The sequence below is a fragment of the Olsenella urininfantis genome (assembly GCF_900155635.1).
In the GTDB taxonomy this organism is placed as follows: Bacteria; Actinomycetota; Coriobacteriia; order Coriobacteriales; family Atopobiaceae; genus Olsenella_G; species Olsenella_G urininfantis.
In genome coordinates this window covers 1542915-1562646 of sequence record NZ_LT732540.1, presented here as the reverse complement: position 1 = coordinate 1562646, position 19732 = coordinate 1542915, and the positions used below count along the sequence as shown (strand labels likewise).

Annotated in this window: 16 protein-coding genes, 1 other RNA gene and 1 pseudogene; 11 read left to right on the top strand and 7 right to left on the bottom strand. The window is 64.1% G+C overall.

The annotated features are described in order from the left end of the window. Position 1 precedes the first annotated feature (1 nt). Entirely contained in the window at positions 2-751 is a 750-nt protein-coding gene (locus CZ375_RS07200) for a LytR/AlgR family response regulator transcription factor (RefSeq protein WP_200799717.1), read from the top strand. 7 nt (positions 752-758) lie between these two features. Beyond that, the gene (locus CZ375_RS07195) at positions 759-1214 is read left to right on the top strand and encodes a metallophosphoesterase family protein (protein WP_077598549.1); all 456 of its coding nucleotides are present in this window, start codon (positions 759-761) and stop codon (positions 1212-1214) included. Here the strand turns inward: CZ375_RS07195 and CZ375_RS07190 are convergent. Beyond that, positions 1211-1912: a phosphatase PAP2 family protein gene (locus CZ375_RS07190; protein WP_234966915.1), complete on the bottom strand. Its 702-nt coding sequence runs from the start codon at positions 1910-1912 to the stop codon at positions 1211-1213. The genes CZ375_RS07195 and CZ375_RS07190 overlap by 4 nt on opposite strands. Positions 1913-2038: 126 nt before the next feature. Next, positions 2039-2353 (bottom strand): thioredoxin, encoded by a 315-nt coding sequence (trxA, locus tag CZ375_RS07185; protein WP_077598548.1) that lies wholly within the window; start codon positions 2351-2353, stop codon positions 2039-2041. Between the two features lie 127 nt (positions 2354-2480). Here trxA and CZ375_RS07180 point away from each other — a divergent pair, with 127 nt between their 5' ends. The 5 genes from CZ375_RS07180 to CZ375_RS07160 all read left to right on the top strand — a co-directional run bounded on the left by CZ375_RS07180 (position 2481) and on the right by CZ375_RS07160 (position 7896). Further along, a complete protein-coding gene (locus CZ375_RS07180; protein WP_077598547.1) occupies positions 2481-3038 on the top strand; it encodes a hypothetical protein in 558 nt (185 codons plus the stop codon). Positions 3039-3112: 74 nt separating this feature from the next. Then, positions 3113-4807, top strand: a complete 1695-nt coding sequence (pgi, locus tag CZ375_RS07175) for a glucose-6-phosphate isomerase (RefSeq protein WP_077598546.1) — start codon at positions 3113-3115, stop codon at positions 4805-4807. A 198-nt stretch (positions 4808-5005) separates the two neighbouring features. Next, positions 5006-6919, top strand: a complete 1914-nt coding sequence (locus CZ375_RS07170) for a C69 family dipeptidase (protein ID WP_159438393.1) — start codon at positions 5006-5008, stop codon at positions 6917-6919. A gap of 134 nt (positions 6920-7053) precedes the next feature. Continuing rightward, positions 7054-7149, top strand: an RNA gene (ffs, locus tag CZ375_RS07165) — signal recognition particle sRNA small type. 93 nt (positions 7150-7242) lie between these two features. Beyond that, positions 7243-7896 (top strand): VTT domain-containing protein, encoded by a 654-nt coding sequence (locus CZ375_RS07160; protein WP_077598544.1) that lies wholly within the window; start codon positions 7243-7245, stop codon positions 7894-7896. Here the strand turns inward: CZ375_RS07160 and CZ375_RS07155 are convergent. Then, positions 7893-9194 carry an ATP-binding protein gene (locus tag CZ375_RS07155; protein ID WP_077598543.1) on the bottom strand — a complete coding sequence of 434 codons (1302 nt, stop codon included), beginning with the start codon at positions 9192-9194 and terminating at the stop codon, positions 7893-7895. The genes CZ375_RS07160 and CZ375_RS07155 overlap by 4 nt on opposite strands. Next, a complete protein-coding gene (locus CZ375_RS07150; RefSeq protein WP_077598542.1) occupies positions 9194-9910 on the bottom strand; it encodes a LytR/AlgR family response regulator transcription factor in 717 nt (238 codons plus the stop codon). Before CZ375_RS07150 ends, CZ375_RS07155 begins: the two co-directional genes overlap by 1 nt. Before the next feature lie 408 nt (positions 9911-10318). On the opposite strand from CZ375_RS07150, the gene CZ375_RS07145 reads away from it, so the two are divergent. Further along, entirely contained in the window at positions 10319-12778 is a 2460-nt protein-coding gene (locus CZ375_RS07145) for a glycoside hydrolase family 3 C-terminal domain-containing protein (RefSeq protein ID WP_077598541.1), read from the top strand. Positions 12779-12812: 34 nt separating this feature from the next. Continuing rightward, on the top strand, positions 12813-13313 hold the full coding sequence (locus tag CZ375_RS07140) for a GtrA family protein (RefSeq protein ID WP_077598540.1): 501 nt from the start codon (positions 12813-12815) through the stop codon (positions 13311-13313). A 252-nt stretch (positions 13314-13565) separates the two neighbouring features. Here CZ375_RS07140 and CZ375_RS08530 read toward each other — a convergent pair. The 3 genes and pseudogenes from CZ375_RS08530 to CZ375_RS07125 all read right to left on the bottom strand — a co-directional run. Beyond that, positions 13566-13883: pseudogene (locus CZ375_RS08530) on the bottom strand (hypothetical protein); the annotation flags it as partial. Between the two features lie 577 nt (positions 13884-14460). Continuing rightward, positions 14461-15783 (bottom strand): ATP-binding protein, encoded by a 1323-nt coding sequence (locus CZ375_RS07130; protein ID WP_077598538.1) that lies wholly within the window; start codon positions 15781-15783, stop codon positions 14461-14463. Beyond that, a complete protein-coding gene (locus CZ375_RS07125) occupies positions 15780-16481 on the bottom strand; it encodes a LytR/AlgR family response regulator transcription factor (RefSeq protein WP_159438392.1) in 702 nt (233 codons plus the stop codon). Before CZ375_RS07125 ends, CZ375_RS07130 begins: the two co-directional genes overlap by 4 nt. 274 nt (positions 16482-16755) lie before the next feature. Between CZ375_RS07125 and CZ375_RS07120 the strand changes: the two genes are divergently transcribed. Continuing rightward, a complete protein-coding gene (locus CZ375_RS07120) occupies positions 16756-17211 on the top strand; it encodes a hypothetical protein (RefSeq protein ID WP_077598536.1) in 456 nt (151 codons plus the stop codon). A gap of 66 nt (positions 17212-17277) precedes the next feature. Beyond that, complete coding sequence (locus CZ375_RS07115; protein WP_077598535.1) at positions 17278-19704, top strand: glycoside hydrolase family 3 N-terminal domain-containing protein; 2427 nt, start codon at positions 17278-17280, stop codon at positions 19702-19704. The last annotated feature ends 28 nt before the right edge of the window (positions 19705-19732 follow it).

Here is a 19732-nt window from a genome sequence, read left to right as displayed (position 1 = left end):
CATGCTGAACGCTCTGATCGTGGATGACGAGGCCCCCGCGCGCTCCGAGCTGAGGTTCCTCCTCGAGGAGACGGGTCGCATCGGCTCCATAGAGGAGGCGTCCAATGCCCGCGAGGCGGTTGAGGCGCTGGTGAGGAGCAAGGAGGGTGGTGACAGGCACAAGGGGACGGACGTCCTCTTCATGGACATCTCCATGCCCAAGACCTCGGGCATGGAGCTTGCCGAGGCCCTGCATGGCCTCAAGAACCCTCCCGCGATCGTCTTCGTCACCGCGTACAGCGAGTACGCGCTTGATGCCTTCAACGTGGACGCCGTGGACTACCTCATGAAGCCCGTCGAGACGGACCGCCTCATGCGCGCCCTCGACAAGGTGGAGGAGAGGTCAAAGCCAGTCCCCAGCACCAGCAGCCACGCCTCCGTGGAGCGCATCCCCGTGGAGAAGGGTGGCCGCAAGGTCCTGGTTCCCGTGGACCAGATCCGCTACATCGAGGCCAAGGACGACTACTCCTGCATCTACACGGACATCGACCGCTACCTCTCCACCATCTCGCTGGCAAAGCTTGAGCAGAAGCTCAGCCCGCACGGCTTCTTCCGCGTGCACCGTGGCTACATCGTGAACCTTGACCACGTGGAGGATGTGGAGGTCATCTCCAGCGGCATCCTCCAGCTTGGTCTCAAGGGCGTGGACGAGAAGAAGATCCCCGTCTCCCGCCGCCGCGTCGTCGCCCTGAAGCGGGCTCTTGGACTCTAGGAACAGCATGCGCTACGACATAGTCTCTGACACGCACGGCTTTCTTTCGCGGGAGCTGCTGAGGGAGCTTGAGGGCGCCGACGTGATAGTGCATGCCGGCGACATGTGCTCGACCTCCGACTACCAGACGCTTGCGGGCATGGCCGAGCTCAAGATGTGCCTGGGAAACAATGACTATGCAGACCAGTACGGGCCCTTCGTCAGGAAGGACTGCCGGTTCTATGCGGACCGGCTCCGTTGGCAGGTCTGCCACTACCGTGAGCGACTGGACCTCGAGGTGTGCGAGATCGCCATCTGCGGGCACACACACAGGCCCTTCACCGAGACGGACCGGCGCACGGGGACCTTGATCATGAACCCCGGCAGCCCCACCTATCCCAGGGCCCTGGGCCCCAGCATGGGCAGGATCATCGTGGAGGACGCTCGGATCGTCTCGGCAGAGATCGTGATGCTCGAGGGCTAGCTCGCAGACTGCGCCCTGGCGTGCCTGCTTGGGTGCCTGCCGTCTGGCATGAAGAGGGGTGCGACCACCTTGGTGTAAAAGCCCAGCCAGGCGAGGGAGATGCAGAAGCCCGCCATCACGTCGGTGGCATAGTGGACCCCCAGGTAGATGCGGCTGAGACCCACGGCCACCACCACCAGCATGAAGCCTGAGACGCAGAGGGCGCGCACGAAGCGATCGCGCTCGTAGTGCCAGACCATCCAGGCCAGAAGGCCGTAGAAGGCCATGGCAACCATGGAGTGGCCGGATGGGAAGCTGTAGCCCGTCTCGGTGATGAGGCGGAAGCCCTCGGGGCGTGGGCGGTGGACTATCTCCTTCAGGGCTATGTTGAGAGCGAACACCAGGGCAAGGTTGACGGCGGCGCACATTCCCGGCCTGCGGCCAGGTGCGAAGGCCTCAACCGCAAGCAGCATGACCAGGAGCACCACGGGGAGGGCGAGCTCTGATATGGACTGCATGACGGGCGTGAGCCACTCACGGCGCATGTAGACCACAACCAGCTGGTAGGCCCAGGTGTCAAGCTTGACGGCCTCTCCTTCCAGCACCTCCCCCAACAGCCACACGAACATGATGGTGGCCACCACGGCCACCATGGCGTGCAGGTTCTCCCTCATGAGGTCGAGCATGGTGCGGCGGACCTCCCGTAGGTGCTGGCTCAAACGGGTCTCCCCTCGTCGGATGGTGACCTTATGCAGAAGCCAGGGCCGGACGCAGGCACGCCCGGCCCTGGCTGCCTGCGCATAGCATATCGCACGCGCGGGCATTGCAGATGGATTTGAGGGGGGCTAGAGGTTGGCCTCAAGCTCCTTGACGAGGTCTGCCTTGGGCATGTTGCCCACCATGGTGTGGACCGCCTTGCCGCCCTTGAAGAGGATGAGGGTGGGGATGGAGACGATCTGGAACCTCTGGGCGAGCTCGCTCTCGTCGTCGACGTTGCACTTGTAGACGCTCAGCCTGTCGGCCATCTCCTCGCCCACCTGCTCGACGACGGGGCCCAGGGCGCGGCAGGGACCGCACCAAGATGCCCAGAAGTCGACGAGGACGGGCTTGTCAGAGCTGATGATGCTGTCAAAGTCAGCGGTGGTGATTGCGCTTGCCATGGCCTTCTCCTTTAACGAGCGCGCCCGGTGGCGCGCGTCTGTCGCTGCAAGGCTTATACCCAGAAGGCCACCCTTATGCAGCGGTAGAATCATGATTCGTGGAGTTTCAGTTGGAGGGAGCGGACTGATGGCGTCGTTGCGCGAGGAACGCAGGATGGCGTATGTGGAGAAGGCCCGCGCGGAGCTTTCGGGGCTTGCCGGCCGAGGCGTCAGCATGGGGGGCAACGCCTTCTCTAGCGTGCTCTTCCTCAAGGGGGAGCTCTCTGCCTCCGAGCGCGATGGGGGGAGGCTGCTGGCGGGAGAGGACGGCGATGCCCTGAGGGCCTCCCTGGCGGCCCTCGGATATGCGCCGGAGGACTGGTGCGCCCTCTCCGTCCTGGACTCGCGCTCAGGAGAGCCCCTGTCGGCCCCGCTTCTGCTCGAGGCGGTCCTTGCCCTGGACCCCGCCACCCTCGTCGCCTGCGACGAGCCTGCCGCCGCCTGCCTGCGCGAGGCGCTGGCCCAGGAGCTCGTGGCCCTGGAAGACTTTCGCCAGGCCATGCTCGAGCCTGGGCTTGTGGTCCAGCTTCTGGGCATGCGCGTGATGAACCTGGGCGGCTTTGCCGCCTCCCTTGCGGATGCACGCCAGAAGCAGCTCATGTGGGCGCGTCTCAAGCAGCTTCCGCCCCTGGGGGAGCCGTTCTAGGGGAGGTCCTATCGGCGAGTAGCGCTAAAATGTAGGCGAATGGCTTTCTGCTACCCAATAATAAGGAGCATGGCATGGCAAGCATCCCCTCTCCCGTTGACGCCACCAAGACCACCGCATGGCGGGCGCTGCAGGAGCACCACGAGAAGCTCCAGTCCGTGGGGTTCAGCCTCAAGCGTTCGTTCGCCAACGATCCCCAGCGCGTCAGGAAGCTCTCGTTCGACCTCTCCGACCTTCACTTTGACCTATCGAAGAACCTGGTGACCGACGAGACGCTCGGGCTTCTGGTGGACCTCGCAAGGGAGGTGGGCCTCGAGGAGAGGCGCGACGCCATGTTTGCGGGCGAGCACATCAACACGACCGAGGACCGGGCCGTGCTCCACACCGCCCTGCGTCGCCCTGCGGCCGAGGCCGGCACGCTCATGGTAGACGGGCAGGACGTGGTGACGGACGTGCACGAGGTGCTGGGCCGCATGTACGCCTTCGCCGAGCGCGTGCGCTCGGGGGAGTGGAAGGGTGCCTCCGGCAAGTCCATCAAGACGGTGCTCTCCATTGGCATCGGTGGCTCTGACCTGGGGCCAGTCATGGTGTACGAGGCCCTCAGGCCCTATGCGGACGCCGGCATCTCCGTGCGCTACGTCTCCAACATCGACCCCAGCGACCTTGCCGAGAAGACCCGCGACCTCGACCCCGAGACGACGCTGGTGGTGGTCGTCTCCAAGACCTTCACCACCCTTGAGACCATGACCAACGCGCGCAGCGCAAAGAGCTGGCTTTTGGGCGGCCTGCGCAGGCAGGGCGCCATCGATGGCGGAGATGAGTCCGTTGCCGAGGCGATCCGCCGCCACTTCGTCGCCGTCTCCACCAACCTGGACCTGGTTGCAGGGTTTGGCATCGACCCTCAGAACGCCTTTGGGTTCTGGAGCTGGGTGGGGGGACGTTATTCTGTGGACGCCGCGGTGGGCCTCTCCCTGGTCATCGCGCTTGGCCCCAGGCGCTTCCAGGAGTTCCTTGCGGGCTTCAACGACCTGGACCGCTACTTCTGCGACACGCCTCTTGAGCGGAACGTGGTCGCCCTCCTGGGCCTGCTCAACGTGTGGTACGTGAACTTCTATGGCGCCGGGACCCATGCCGTGCTTCCCTACGACCAGTACCTGCACCGCTTCCCCGCCTACCTGCAACAGCTCACCATGGAGTCCAACGGCAAGAGCACGCGCTGGGACGGCACGCCCGTCACCTCCCAGACGGGAGAGGTGTTCTGGGGCGAGGCGGGCACCAACGGGCAGCACGCCTTCTATCAGCTCATCCATCAGGGGACCCGTCTGATCCCGGCGGACTTCATCGCCTTTGCCAACACGCCAAACCCCACGCGCGACGGCGAGCAGGACGTTCACGAGCTCTTCCTCGGCAACTTTCTGGCACAGACCAAGGCCCTGGCCTTCGGCAAGACCGCCGAGGAGGTTCGTGCCGAGGGCACACCGGAGTGGATGGTTCCCGCACGCTGCTTCGAGGGGAACCGACCCACCACCTCGATCTTCGGAGACGAGCTGAACGCCCACGCGCTGGGCGAGCTCATCGCTCTCTACGAGCACATCACCTTCGTCGAGGGCACGGTCTGGGGCCTGGACTCCTATGACCAGTGGGGTGTTGAGCTGGGCAAGCAGCTGGCCAAGCAGATCACTCCCGCCTTCCACGACGACTCCGCCCTTGCGGGGCAGGACGAATCCACCAAGTCCCTCATCGCCTACTATCGCGCACATCGCCGCTAGCCGCCCGCGCCTGTGAGGGTGCCGCGAGGGAGGGGGTAAACGCCCTCTCCCTCGCTTGTCTGCAATTGCGCTCCGCTCGCCGCCTTATCCAATAAGAGCAGCATATATTTCCATCTCGTTGCGATAGGCTGAACTCGTTTTTCAGCTCTGTTGGCGGCTTGGGTTTTATCGGGCCACATCCGCGAGAAGGGTATGTGCATGAAGAAGCAGTTTGGACTCACCAGGGTTGGCAGGGCCGTCCTCACAGCCGGGCTGTCGCTCTCGCTGGCCTTCGCCCCTGGGGTGGCGCTGGCGTGCACCCAGGTCTACGTCGGCTCCGAGCTCACCACCAACGGAGACACCTTCTGGGGTCGCGCGGAGGACTGCGCGAACCGCTATCCCAAGGCCTTTGGCATCGAGCCTGCGTTCGAGGGTGGCAAGCTGATCCAGAGCTATGAGAACGGCACCGATCCTTCCGCAAGCTTCTCCTACAGGATCAGCGGTCCCACCTTCCGCTACACCTACGTGCGCGACACGCCCGACAACTGGACCGAGGACGGTGACGCCAGCGCTAAGGCATACTCCGAGGCGGGCACGAACGAGAAGGGCGTGAGCTGCTCGGCAACCCTCACCACCAGCATGAACGAGAAGATGGCCGAGGCCGACCTCCTGGTTGACACGGGCATCGGCGAGTACAGCATCAACGACTTCGTTCTCTCCCAGGCAACTACCGCACGCGAGGGAGTGGAGCTCCTCGGCAAGGTGATCGACGAGGAGGGCTCGCAGGACTGCAACCAGATCCTCATCGGCGACGCCAACGAGACCTGGGTCTTCAGCCAGCTCTCCGGAACGCAGTGGATCGCCGTCAAGATGTCGGCGGGACAGGCGTCCGTGAACCCCAACATGGACGACCTCAAGTTCTCGGTTGACCTTGGGGACAGCTCCGTCTGCCTGCACTCCGAGAAGATCGTGGAGGTCGCCAAGAAGGCGGGCAGCTATGTGGAGGACGCGGGCCAGATGGACGTTGCCGCATCCTACGGCAGCAGCTCCGAGGACCAGGGCGTAGGGCAGAACACCCGCTACGTGCAGGGTCACCTCTTCTTCGGGGAGAGCCTGGTGGAGGGCACGGACTACCAGGTGGACGGGCAGGGTGCGGTGGTGAGCATCGCCAACCCCAGCCTCTACGTGAAGCCGTCCCAGAAGGTGGACACCTTCATGGCCCTGCGCTCGCTTGGCGCGCGCGGCGAGGGCAGCTCGGTTGACGCCAACAAGAACGCCGGCCTCTACTCCATCGGCAACAACCGCACCACCGAGAGCCACCTCTTCCAGGTGCGCAGCGGCCTGGACGCGGACATCGCCACCATCCAGTGGGAGGGACTCTCTCGTAGCGAGTTCACGCTCTATGTACCCAGCTACTCCGCACTTCTCACCGAGGTGGACGAGAGGGTCTACCCCAAGGAGGACCAGTTCGACACATCCCACGCGGGCGACATCATGGAATACAGCAAGAACGAGGCCGGCGAGAAGGTCTATGACCCCGCAAAGACCAAGGCGAACGAGGAGATTGCTCTCCAGGACCCCGGCGTGAGCTATCTCGACTACGCGCTCATGGACCTCAACACACTTGCCTACAACCATCGCGAGAGCGTGGCCGATGGGGTGCATGCCTACCTCGACGCCCTCCAGAAGGAGGTCATCGCCCAGCATGAGCAGGTGGATGCCAAGATGCAGGCGACTGCTGCGGGCACCGCGCGCAACGCACTTGCCAACGAGGCCCACAGGGTTGTCTCCTCGCAGGCCTATGACAAGGTGAGCACCCTGCTGGGCGAGGTGCGCGACTACGTCTCTGCCGGAGATGCCACCACCGCCTTTGCGGCAAGCGACCTCTCCGCAGACGGCACCCTGGTCACTCCCCTCGAGTACGCGAGCACGCTCGAGGCGTTTGACGCCGAGAAGGCCGCGGGGGACGTCAAGGAGCCCGTGGGCGTAGACCAGCGGGCAGTCGAGGTTGTGGGGGAGAAGGAGGAGGCAGCTGGCCTCAGCATGGGCAACATCCTGCTCTTCGTGTTCTACGCCCTGTTCGCCGGCCTCATCTTCGTGTGCTCCAAGCTTCCCGGCAAGAGCGAGGAATAGCCTGGGACTCGTCTAGCAACGGCTGACCAAAGGCGCCGGACCGTCCCCGTGCGGCGGTCCGGCGCCCGCTGCTCTCGCGATGGCTTTTTGGTGTGTGGCCAGCAACTTTGGTAGAGTATGTCCCGCAAGCGTGTTGGATGGGCTCGGGCGACGCAACACCTCGAACCTGGTCAGGGCCGGAAGGCAGCAGCCATAAGGGGCCTCTGGCGGGCGCCCGTTCCCATCGAGCACGCTGGCTTGCGCCTCCCAGACCGCTTCGCGCGCCCGGGAGGCGCTTTTGTGAGGGAGGGCGCCTCGTGCGCCGGCTATGCATGGGGAGAGCCATGGGCTTCGTAAACTTCATCATCGGGCTGCTGCACGACCCGCGCGCGGCCATCGCCTCCTGGATCGCCATGGGGCCCCTCGCGGCGTACGGATTCGTGTTCCTCATCGTGTTCGTCGAGACGGGAGTGGTGTTCTTCCCGTTCCTTCCCGGTGACTCCCTGCTCTTCGCCTCGGGCTTCTTCGCCAACGATGGCGGCTTCAACGTCATGGCGCTGCTGGGGGTTGTGTGGGTGGCGGCCATCCTGGGAGACCAGTGCAACTTCATGATCGGTCACTTCTTCGGCGGCAAGATCATCGAGTCTGGCAAGGTCAAGGCCATGACGCCGGAGCGCGTGGAGAAGACCCAGGCCTTTCTGGACAAGTGGGGGCACCTGGCCATCTTCCTGGGGCGCTTCTTCCCCTTCATCCGTACCTTCGTGCCGTTTCTGGCGGGGATGGGCGGCATGCACTGGCGCAGCTTCGTGCTGTACAACATCCTGGGTGGCATAACCTGGTCTACGCTGTTCACGCTGCTCGGCTACTTCTTCGGCGGCATACCCTTCGTGCAGGAGCACTTCGAGCTTCTTATCGTGGGCATCATCGTCGTCTCTCTGGTTCCCACCATCGTGGGGCTGTTCAAGAGCCGCATGGGCGGGAGAGGCGGCGGCAACTAGCCCTCTGCTGCGGGCAGCAGCAGGTTGACCTGCAGCGCGCCGTCCACAAGGCGTAGGTCCATGGTCCCTCCCAGGAGCTCAACCACTCCGCGTGCGCCCGAGAGGCGCTCGCTCCTCTCGGCGAGGTCAGCCTCGCTCGGAGAGCTGAGGAAGTGCTCCAGGTGCACCACGGCCATCCCGGCCCTTTGGCGCACGTCGAGGACTATTGCCTTGCGCTCCTTGCCCTGTATGCGCAGGGACTCCTCTATCGCCTCGTCCATCAGGTCACCAAAGAGCTGGAAGAGCTGGGCGTCCCTCACGTGCGAGAGCGTCGTGCCGTCGGCCATGCAGGAGAAGGCGATGCCATTGCGCTCGCAGAGCAGGCCCTTCTCGCTGAGGATGATGTCGAGAGCGTCGTTTGCGGTGCGCATGTGCGTGTCGTAGACGCTCAGCTCATGGGATATCTCCTGGAGCAGCGTGCGGTCCACGATGACGTCCGGTTTCGAGAGCAGGCGGAAGATGTGGTGACGCATGTCGTGCAGCTTGGAGTTGATGGCGTCCGCATTTGCCTTGGACATGCGCCACTGCCGCTCGTGGCTGCTCATGAGCCTGGACGAGAGTGCCATCTCCATCTGCAGCTGCCGGTTGTAGAGCAGCTCGTACTCCATGTTGAGTACCAGCACGCAGGTGACGGCATGTATGAGCCTGAGCATGACCAGCAGGTGGAGGCGTAGGTCGGTGGCCTGTAGGGTCTTGTTGATGACGTCAAAGCCGATGACCATGAAGACCACCACCAGCATCATGGCGAGCATGGCCCTGTCCTCTATGCGCGCAAGGCCGCGCTCGGCGAGATGGCGCACCAGCAGCAGCTGGCAGGACGCATAGACGATGATGGTCGCCGCCAGCGACACCACGGCCACGACAGGCAGCGTTGGTCGCACGCCCGCGAGGCGCTCGAGCAGCAGAAGGGCCAGGCCGCTGGTGCCGCTGGCGAGGTTCTGCACGGTATATCCCGCGGAGCAGCAGAAGAGCGCCGTCCAGAGCGAGGTCTGGAACAGCCACATCACAAGAGACACGCAGGCAAACAGGATGGCGCTGAACAGCAGGTACTGCGTTATCAGCTCATAGCGCCCCGTGAGCTCTGGGTACAGCACGTTTCCCAACCAGCTTCCGAGGATGGCCAACGCGAGGATGGCGATAAGCGCCGAGGCAACGCGTGCGGCAACGTCCTCTCGTGGTGGCAGCTTGCGCGCGAAGAGCCCGATGGCAAGAGCGATCTGCACAAGGGTGAGGGTCGCCTGGCAGAAGAGCTCCAACATCAGGCGCCACCACCTAGGTAGCTGGCGATGCTGGAGAGCGCTGCGGCCTTGCGACCGTGGCTGATGCGCAGCACGCTCCCGTCGTCCATGAGCAAATCGCTTCCGGACAGGCGGTGGATGTGTGACATGTTCGCCAGGCAGGAAGGGGAGATGCGCAACACGGGTGCCTCGTTGGCACTCAGCTGTCTCTCCAGGTCTGCCAGAGGCATGTGGGCAGAGAGCGTCTCGCCGCTGGAAAGCCGGAAGACGAGGTCGCGCCCCTGCGCGCTTGCGCTCACGAGCTCCGAGATGGCAAGCATGCGCGGGCCGTCCTGGGTCGGGATGCTCAGGGTGTGCTGCTCGTTCCGGGAGAGCGCTCTGACCGCGCGGTTCATGCAGAGGGAGAAGTCGCCGTAGGAGGATGACTTCACCACAAAGCCCAGGGCATCTACCTGGTATCCCCGCATGGCGTACTGCGCGAGGTTGGTGACGAAGACGAGGGGGGTCTTCCAGCCGCGGGCGCGCATGAGGCGGGCGGCCTCCATGCCGTTCGTGCCGGGAAGGTTGATGTCCATGAAGACCAGGTCCGCGCGCGGCCCTCCCTCAAGCAGCTCCGCCGCGGAGCTAAGGCGCTCCACCTTGAATTCAAGTCCATGGTCGTGGGCATAGTGGCGGAGGTGCTCTCCTAGGGCCCGCGCCTCGTCCGCGGAGTCCTCCACTATCAGAATGTGATGCATCCGCAGCCCCTTGCGCTCGCTCTCCGTGCACCAACCTTAGCAAATGAGCCGCCATGAGCAACGTTTCCTGATAGCCTGGTTCAATACGAATACCTATCGTTATGTATGCGATGCCTTGCATACCACACGCAAGCTCTGATCAAAGGCCTCCCATACCGTAGTTTCAGTACCGTTTTTCGGTGCGACTGATGGCCAAATGCGGTACTGAAACTACGGTATGGGCGCAAAGGGTGTTGGCATCGCAGAATGTTATGCAGTCTCGCATGCCGCGCGCCGAACGGCTGTGCTGCCATTCGTGTCGGGAGAACGGCAACTTGCGTCATATTGCCCGCGAGCGGCAGGTGTTGCCCCTAAGCTCTGTGACAACGTAACGTGCCGCCTCGTGCCGCTCGTCCGAGAGGAAGCAAGATGTCCCAGCAGAGCCTTTCCGAGAAGATAGAGAGCATCGTCTCGCAGATGACGCTCGAGCAGAAGTGCGCGCTGCTCTCTGGGGGCACCGCGTTCAAGACGCGCGCGATGCCCAGGCACGGCATTCCCGCCCTGCAGTTCTCGGACGGCCCCCATGGCCTGCGCTTGCAGGGAGAGGGTGCCAACCACCTGGGCATTGGTGGGAGTCTCCCGGCCACCTGCTTCCCCACGGCAGCAACCGTTGCCAACAGCTGGGATCCCGGCATGGGAGAGGCCCTTGGCTTTGCCCTGGGCGAGGAGTGCCTGGCAGAGAAGGTGGACGTGGTCCTGGGGCCAGGCCTTTGCATCAAGCGCAGCCCTCTCTGCGGCCGTGACTTCGAGTACTTCTCCGAGGACCCGTACCTTGCCGGGAAGATGGCCGCCGGATATGTGCGCGGCATCCAGTCCACTGGTGTCGCCGCTTGCCCCAAGCACTTTGCAGTGAATAGCCAGGAGACGAGGCGCCAGGCATCGGACTCCGTGCTCGACGAGCGCACCCTGCGAGAGATCTACCTCACCGCCTTCGAGATCGTGGTCCGCGAGAGCGATCCCAAGTGCATCATGAGCTCCTACAACCGCGTGAACGGCACCTATGCCAACGAGAGCCCCCAGCTCCTGACGGACATCCTGCGCAGGGACTGGGGATTCGACGGAGCCGTGGTCACCGATTGGGGCGGCTCCAACGATCACGTGGACGGCGTGCGCGCCGGCTCCAACTTCGAGATGCCCGACCCTGGCCTCTCGCCCGTGCGCGAGCTGATGACGGCCGTGCAGTCCGGGCGTCTCGCCGAGGGTGACGTAGACACGCGCGTCCGTGAGGCGCTGCAGGTCATCCTGCCGACCACCGCAGCAACCCAGGCTGCCGGCAGCAGCTTCGACGTCGAGGCCCACCACGCGGTGGCGCGCGAGGTCGCAGCCAACTCCATCGTCCTGCTGAAGAACGAGGCGACGGACCAGGTTGGCCCCATTCTTCCCCTGTCTGTGGGAGCCAAGGTCGCGCTGATCGGGGACTTCGCAAACGAGCCGCGCTACCAGGGCGCGGGCTCCTCCATGGTGAACCCCACCAAGCTCGAGAGCCTGCTCGACTGCGTCATGGCCGCTGGACTGGACTGCGTGGGCTTTGAGCCGGGCTTCGAGCGCCACGGGGCGCCCAGCCCCTCCAAGGCGGCAGCGGCCGTTGACCTCGCGAGACGCGCGGACGTCGTTCTCCTGTGCATGGGGCTGGACGAACAGGCGGAGTCCGAGGGCATGGATCGTCCCGGCATGTCCGTCAACCAGAACCAGATAGAGCTCCTTCATCAGCTGGGGGCGGTGAACCCAAACATCGTGGTGCTGCTCGTGGGTGGCGCTCCCATGGAGTGCGGATGGGCCTCTGAGGCGCGGGCGCTGGTCTATCTCTGCCTGGGCGGCCAGGCCGGTGCCAGCGCGGCCTTGGACGTGGTGATGGGCAAGGTGAATCCCTCGGGCAAGCTCTCGGAGAGCTGGGCGAGGAGCCTTGCCGACACGCCAACCGCCGAGACCTTCCCCGCACAGGGTCACATGGCCGTATATCGCGAGGGGCCCTACGTGGGCTATCGCTACTACCAGACCGCGGGGGTGAGCGTGGCCTTCCCCTTCGGGTATGGGCTCTCGTACACCAGCTTCGAGTACTCCGGGCTCAAGGCCGGCGCGGACGTCGTGACCCTGAGCGTCACCAACACGGGCCAGCGCGCCGGGGCGGAGGTCGTACAGCTCTACGTGTCGAAGCCCGAGAGGGAGGTCTTCCGCCCCGAGCAGGAGCTCAAGGGGTTTGCCAAGGTCTTTCTTGAGCCGGGCGAGACCAAGGACGTCACCATTGCCCTGGACGACAAGGCCTTCCGCTACTTCAACGTGAGGACCGGCTCCTGGGAGGTTGAGGGAGGCGCCTACGAGCTGCGCGTGGGGGCATCCTGCGAGGACATCCGCCTGAGGGGGCGGGTCGAGCTTGCGGGCACGGACGCCGAGAACCCCTATGAGGGTCTTGAGCTGCGATCCTATGAGTCGGGCAGGATCAAGGAGGTCACCGACGCGGAGTTCGAGGCGCTCCTTGGCCGGCCCGTCCCGCAGGAGAGGGCCACCATAGACCGGAACATGTGCATCTGCGACCTCATACATGGACGCAGCCCGCTCTTCTGGCTGCTCTGGGCCGTCCTCAACGGCATGCGCAAGTCCGGGGAGCGCAGGGGCACGCCCAACCTCAACGTGCTGTTCATCTGGAACATGCCCCTGAGGGCTCTTGCCAAGAACGCGGGCGGGGTCTTCTCGATGGAGGCAGTGGACGGCCTGGTCATGGAGGCCAAGGGATTCTTGGTCGTTGGCCTGCTGCGCATGCTGGTGGGAATCGTGGCAAACCTGGGTCGCAACGCGGTCCAGGCCTCCAAGCTGGAAAAGGAAGTCGCCTAGCGCCTTGGCGTAGGCGAACAGGAAGGGACCACACATGAGCTTCAAGGACTGGACGAAGAAGAACGAGGGACTCTGGCAGTTCATCCTGTTCAACCTGCTGTCCAACATCTCCACCATCACGCGCTTCGCCTGCACCTGGGTGGGAACGGCGGCGCTGGCCGGTCTCACCACCGACTTCCACTTCCTGATCTTCAACTACCCGTCCTCGGGAGGCGGTCTCGGAGCGTTCGTCACCTTCCTAGTTGCCGAGGTGGCGGCCCAGGTCGTGAACTTCTTCGTCCAGATGAAGCTGGTCTTCAAGTCTGATGCCGCCTTGGCCCAGTCCGGCCCAAAGTATGCCTTGCTTGCGGTTCTGATCGTGGTGGTGAACCTGGTGCTTCCTGGCTACGTGCAGGACTTCTGCATCAATACGCTGGGCATGGCGAGTGGCCTTGCCGCAACGGTGGCGTCCGTGGTCAACACGCTGCTTGCCGTTGTGGTGAGCTTCCCGTTGCTCAAGTTCTGGATTGCCCCGTCGGAGGGCAAGGCCGAGTAGGGGGCCAGGCAACAAGGGACGTTTCGCCTGGCCCGCCCGGCCTAGGGCCGCCCTTCTGGCACGGACAGCAGCACGTTCAGGTGAGAGACGTCCTCTTTGGTCGAGGTAGAGAGCGTGCCGCCGTAGCTCTCGACGATCACGCGCATCGCACCCAGCCCCAGGCCATCGGTCTCTGGGGTGGCTGAGTGGGGGGTCGCAGTAGTTCTCCATGTGGATGGACACGACGTCGGCGTGACGGCGCACCACCAACGAGATGCTGAGGCGTGTGTCGTCGTGCAGGCCGACAACGGCGTTGATTGCGTTGTCCAGCGCATTCCCAAACAGCGTGTACAAGTCGGCCGGGCGGACGAAACCCAGCGACTGGCCGTCGGCAATGCACGAGAGCACGATGCCACGGCTGGCGCACAGCAGGCGCTTCTCGGTGAGGATGGTGTCGAGGGCAGTGTTTCCCGTCTCAACGGCGGAATCGTATACGTCCAGCTCTCGAGAGGCGCTGGACAGAAGCTTGCCGTCCAGGTTCCCCACGGCATCCCACCCCTCTGACCGCAGGGTGTTCACCAGGCGTCTCATATCGTGCGCGCGCCGGTTGATGATGCTCAGGCTCACCTGATAGCGTCCGGGTATGCTCAGGACGCCAAGGTCCTTCACCACCAGGTCCAAGATGATGCTGAGCATGATGGGAACAACTTCGAGGCGCACCTCATCCCATTCCTGGACGGAGGCCTGCGCCTGGACTCCAAGACCGGACAGATGGCTGCCGCGATGCCCAACCACGGCATCGCGTGCACGGACGACGAGTCTCTCGGTGAGAACGTGGGTGGCGCCTACAACAAGCGCAACATCGGCATCCTGCGCAACGCCGGCTGGGACGGCATGATCACCACGGACTGGCAGATTCTTCGCGCCACCGACTTCGGCGACCGCGCCCATGGCGTGAAGCAGTACAGCGAGCCCGAGCGCCTCAAGAAGCTGCTCGAGGCCACGGTGGGCCAGGTGGGCGGCGACTGGGCGCCACAGATTGGCACGGACGACTACGCCCTGTACGAGAAGGAGCACGGAAGCGACGAGTCCCTCGCGCGCCTGCGCGACTCCGCATGCCGCGTCGCAGGTCTGAGAGGTGCCTGCGACGCGGCTTTGTCTGCGCGCCCTAGCTCTTTTCCTCCGGCATGGGCAGGAGGGCGTTTAGGTAGAAGATGCCATCAGAGGCCCCCATGTGCAAGATCCCGTCGTAGCGCTCCACGATGGAGCGCATGGCGCGCGTGCCAAAGCCGAAGTCGGCGTCTCCCGCCTCGTCGGCAAGTGGCATGCCATCGCGGAAGCTGGGCAGGACCTCGCTGTAGTTCTCTATGCTCAGCGCAACCATCTGTCCTCTTTGCCGCACGGTGAGCGTGATGCTGCGGCGCTCCCGGTCCTCCATGCGACTCACCGCCCTGATGGCGTTGTCCAGGGCGTTTCCGAAGAGGGAGTAGATGTCCGAGGCCGCCATGAAGCTCAGCGCCTGGCCATCGGCAATGCACGAGAGCACGATGTTGTCCTGCGAGCAGGCCAGGCTCTTCTCTGTGAGGATGGTGTCCAGGGCCTCGTTTCCCGTCTCCACCACGGAGTCATACACCTTGACCTCACGTGCTATGTCAACCAGCGCCTGCCCGTCCACGACCTCCTTCCTGTCGGCGAGATGGCGGATCTGGTGGCGGATGTCGTGGCACTTCAGGTTGATGGCCTCGATGTTCTCGCGCGAGAGGCGGTATTGACGCTCGCGCTCCGCCAGGAGGTGCTCCGTCTCGGCCTTCGCGTCGCTCATGCGCTTTGCGTAGAGGATCTGGTACTCGGCGAAGAGCACGAAGCAGCAGATGCTTGCATGGGCAAGCCTGAGCAGGATGAGGTAACGGAAGGGAATGCCGCTCAGGGTGAGCGCCTTGATGACCACGTCCAGGCCGATGATGACGAAGATGACCACCACGAACATGAGGAGCATCATCTTGTTCTCCACGGCGGAGAGCCCGTTCCTGCCAATACGACGGACGAACGCCAGGTAGCCTACCGCGTACACCACGAGGGGCGTGCCAAAGCTCACCAGGGTGGCAAGGGGCTCGCCCAGGGGCGCAAGGGCACGCCCCGTGATCAGCATCTGGAGCAGGAGGGAGACACCGCTGGAGATGTTCTGCAGGGTGTAGCCCGCCGTGGCGCAGGAGAGGGCGGCCCACGGGCCGACCTCGTAGCAGAACATGATCACCAGGGCGAACACGGCCAGAAGGGTGCTGAACGCCGAGAAGGTCTGGCCTGCGTTGAGCCCGCGCACGATTCCCGCCGCCAGGGGCAGCACGGCGGCAGCGCCCAGCGCGGCAGTCGAGAGGAGCAGCCTGGGCGTGGTGCCCGGCCGACGTGGGAGCCTCCGAGAAAGCAGGTAGATGGGCACCATGAGCTGGATGACGATCTCGAGCGACCACCAGTGGTCGAAGAACGCCCTCATCGCCTGCCGCCCAGGTAGTCGGTGACCGCCTCGGTGACCTCGCGCTTCCTGGTGCGCGAGATGTGCAGCTGCTCCCCGCTGGACATCTGCAGGGAGTCGTTCCTGATGAGCACGACCTTGTCCATGTTGGCGATGCAGCTCTTCGAGACGCTCACAATGGGGGCATTGGCAAGTTCCTCCCTGAGCTGGCCCAGGGATCCGCGCGTCTCCAGCATCTCGCCACCGTCAAGGTGATACCTCAGGCGGTGCCCGTTGACCTCGGCGTAGACGATCGAGCTGAACTTGACCACGCGCGTGCCGTCCTCGGTGGAGACCATCACGGAGCGTCCGAGGTTGTTGCCTATGGCCCTGAGGGCGCGGTCCAGGTTCATGGAGAGGCTGCCGTAGGTGGCGGGCTTCACGATGAAGCCCAGGGCGTCGACCTCGTAGCCCTTCACGGCGAAGCGCGCCAGGTTGGTGACGAAGATGATGGGCGTCTGCTCGTCGTAGGTGCGCAGGAGACGGGCCGCCTCCATGCCGTCGATGCCGGGGAGGTCTATGTCGAGCAAGAAGAGGTCATAGTGGCTCTTGTCGGAGAGCAGGTCCATGGCGGACTTGATCCAGGTGACCTGGAACTCCTCGTGGCGGGCGGTTCCATAGCGGCGTATGAGCTCGCTCAGGCGCTCGGCCTCCCTGGGCTCGTCGTCTACGATGAGCACGTGGTGCATGGCGTTCCTCTCTGGGTGTTGCTGCGTTTCACGCACCGTCCTGGTGCAACGAGACTACCACTCGCCGCCATATTCGACCGCTCGCCCACACCGCGTGCTCCCCGAACGTTCCCCACGGGGCGAAAAAACACGCCTTCGGGACAAATTCCGCAGCTCTTTCGTCTCGCGCTTTACTTTTTTGGTGCAGAAGAGGCGCCTCTCGTCTTGGGGTGCCGGGTAAGGGGAGCGGGCCTCTCGTTGGCCCGAGAAGGAAAAGAGGTTTGTCATGAAGAAACGGATCGTCATGGCCGCATCGCTGGCACTGGTCCTGGGCATGCCGCTCGTCGGCTGCGGTGGGCAGCAGCAGGCTGTCCAGCCTGCCCAGCAGCAGAGCGCCAAGTCAGACTCCAAGGCCTTCGACGCCGAGAAGTTCTATGTGGGCCAGTGGAGGGGTTCCGTTGAGATCACCGGCCAGACCGTCTACGGCACCGCCGGCGGCAACGAGCAGATGCTCGACGTCAACCTGGAGGAGGGCGGTAAGTGCAACGTCAAGCCTCTCGAGGCCCACGCTGACCTCCTCACCGACGAGGGCACCTGGGAGGGCGCCGAGGACGAGCTGACCCTGCACCTCTCCAAGGGCGACATCAAGCTCAAGGTGTCCGGTTCCGCTGCTCTTGAGGGCAAGGCGTCCGACTTCGGCATCGCCGACTTCGACACCATCAAGTTCGACTTCTACGGCTAGGACCGCGCGTCCAAGGACGCCATTCGCACCGACACCTCACTAAAACCTCTCACGAACGGAGCCACCATGAGCAACCTCTCTCGCAGGAGCTTTATCGCAGGTTCTGCCATTACCGCCGGGCTTCTTGGCCTTGCGGGCTGCAGCAGCGACCCCAAGAAGCGCAAGGGCAAGGGCTTCACCGAGACCGCGACCGACTTTGGCTACACCATTGTTGACAACGGCACCGACGGTGCGAAGCTCTCCTACTCTCCCGAGTCTGGCCTGAAGATCATCGAGGTCGACGGCTTTGGCTTCAAGGACTTCGAGGGCACCGGCGAGCTCGTCCCCTACGAGGACTGGCGTCTCCCCGCCGAGGAGCGCGCAGAGGACCTCGCCAAGAGGGTCTCCATCGAGCAGATCGCCGGCCTCATGTGCTTCTCCATGCACCAGCACAAGATCGAGGACGAGGGCGTCGTCAACGACGAGCAGAAGGCCTTCCTGGACGGCCACGTCCGTGCCGTGCTGAACGCTGCCTCCGGCTACCCCGCGTTCAAGCAGGCCCAGTGGGCAAACCACATGCAGGCTTACGTCGAGGGCTCTTCCAACAAGATTCCCATCAACTTCTCCTCCGATCCTCGCAGCGGCAAGAACTGCGCCAACTGGCCCGGCAACCTCGCCCTGGCCGCCACCTTTGACCCTAAGGTCGCCAAGGAGGCCGGCGCCGGCATTGCCTCCGACATGCGCAAGATGGGCGTGACCATGTTCCTCGGCCCCCAGACCGACATCGCCTCCGACCCCCGCTGGGCGCGCTTCAACGGCACCTTCGGCGAGGACCCCGCTCTCTCCCGCGACATGTGCCGCTCCCTCATTGACGGCCTGCAGTCCACGGTCAACGAGAAGGGCGAGGACATGGGCTGGGGCACCGGCTCGCTGGTTGCCATGGTCAAGCACTGGCCCGCAGAGGGCGCCGGCGAGGGTGGTCGCGAGGGTCACACCGACGGCGGCAAGTTCGCCGTCTATCCCAACAACAACTTCGAGCCCCTCATGATTCCGTTTGTGGACGGTGCCTTCAAGCTTGAGGGCAAGACCGGCCAGGCCGGCTCCATCATGACCTCCTACACCATCGCCTACGACGAGAACAAGCAGTATGGCGAGCTGGTGGGCTCCGGATTCTCCAAGTACAAGGTCCAGGACCTGCTCCGCGACCGCTTTGGCTTCAAGGGCTCTGCCTGCACCGACTGGGCTGTCCTCATGGACGTTGACTCCAAGGGACCCTGGACCTGCTGGGGCCTCGAGGACGGCAGCAAGTGGGATTCCGCCAAGCGCGCCTCCAAGGCCGTTGAGGTTGGCGTCGACCAGATGGGCGGATGGAACGATCCCTCTCAGCTGATGGTTGCCTACGAGGACATGAAGGCCAACCTCGGCGAGGAGAAGGCAGAGGAGAACTTCCGCGCCTCCGCCAAGCGCCTGCTGCTGGGCTACTTCAACACGGGCCTCTTCGAGAATCCCTACGTGGACGTGGACGTTGCCCGCAAGGAGGTTGACGGCGCCCCCGAGGATGTGACCAAGGCCGCGCTTGACGCACAGGTCAAGGGCATCGTCATGATCAAGAACCACGATGGCGTCATCAAGAAGGGCGCCGACGGCGCAAAGCCCAAGGTCTACGTCCCCATGCGCTACACCGCCGCAGCCAAGACCGTCTCGCGCATGGGCGCCGTCAAGTGGACCGAGGCTTCCTCCAAGTGCGAGCTCCCGCTCACCAAGGGCACCCTCGAGAAGTACTTCGACTTCAAGACTGACACCCTGTCCGAGAGCCTGACCGGCCCCGCCGATGCCAAGACGGGTAACCCCACACCCACGACGGACGACCTCACCCGTCTCACCGCCGCAGACATCGCCGACGTCGATGCCGTGCTTGTCTGCGCCGTGGCACCCAACAACGCCTCCTCCCGTCGCGGTCAGGACGAGAACGGCGAGTTCATCCCCCTGTCCGTCCAGTACCGTCCCTACACCGCAGACAACGAGTTCGTGCGTCAGACCTCCATCGCCGGCGACACCCTGCCTGACGGCAGCAAGGAGAACCGCAGCTACTACGGCAAGACGTCCATGATCACCAACGAGGCGCAGCTTGACCAGATCCTCGAGGCGGCAGAGCTCGCACATGAGGCCGGCAAGCCCTGCATCGTCATCTTGGACATCACCCAGCCCATGTGCGTGCACGAGTTTGAGGACAAGGTCGACGCGATCCTCATCAGCATGTCCGGCTCCACCGAGGCTGCCTGCCGCATCGTCGCCGGCCAGGACGAGCCCAGCGGCCTTCTCCCCATGCAGATGCCCAAGGACATGCTTGCCGTGGAGAAGCAGCAGGAGGACCTCTACCGCGACATGGACTGCTATTCCGACGCAGATGGCAACGAGTACGACTTCGGCTTCGGCCTGAACTGGAGCGGAGCCATCTCCGACGAGCGCACCAAGAAGTACTGCGTGCCCGCGCTGACCAAGCTCGAGGCATAACGAGCTTGAAACGCGCCCTCGCGCAAAG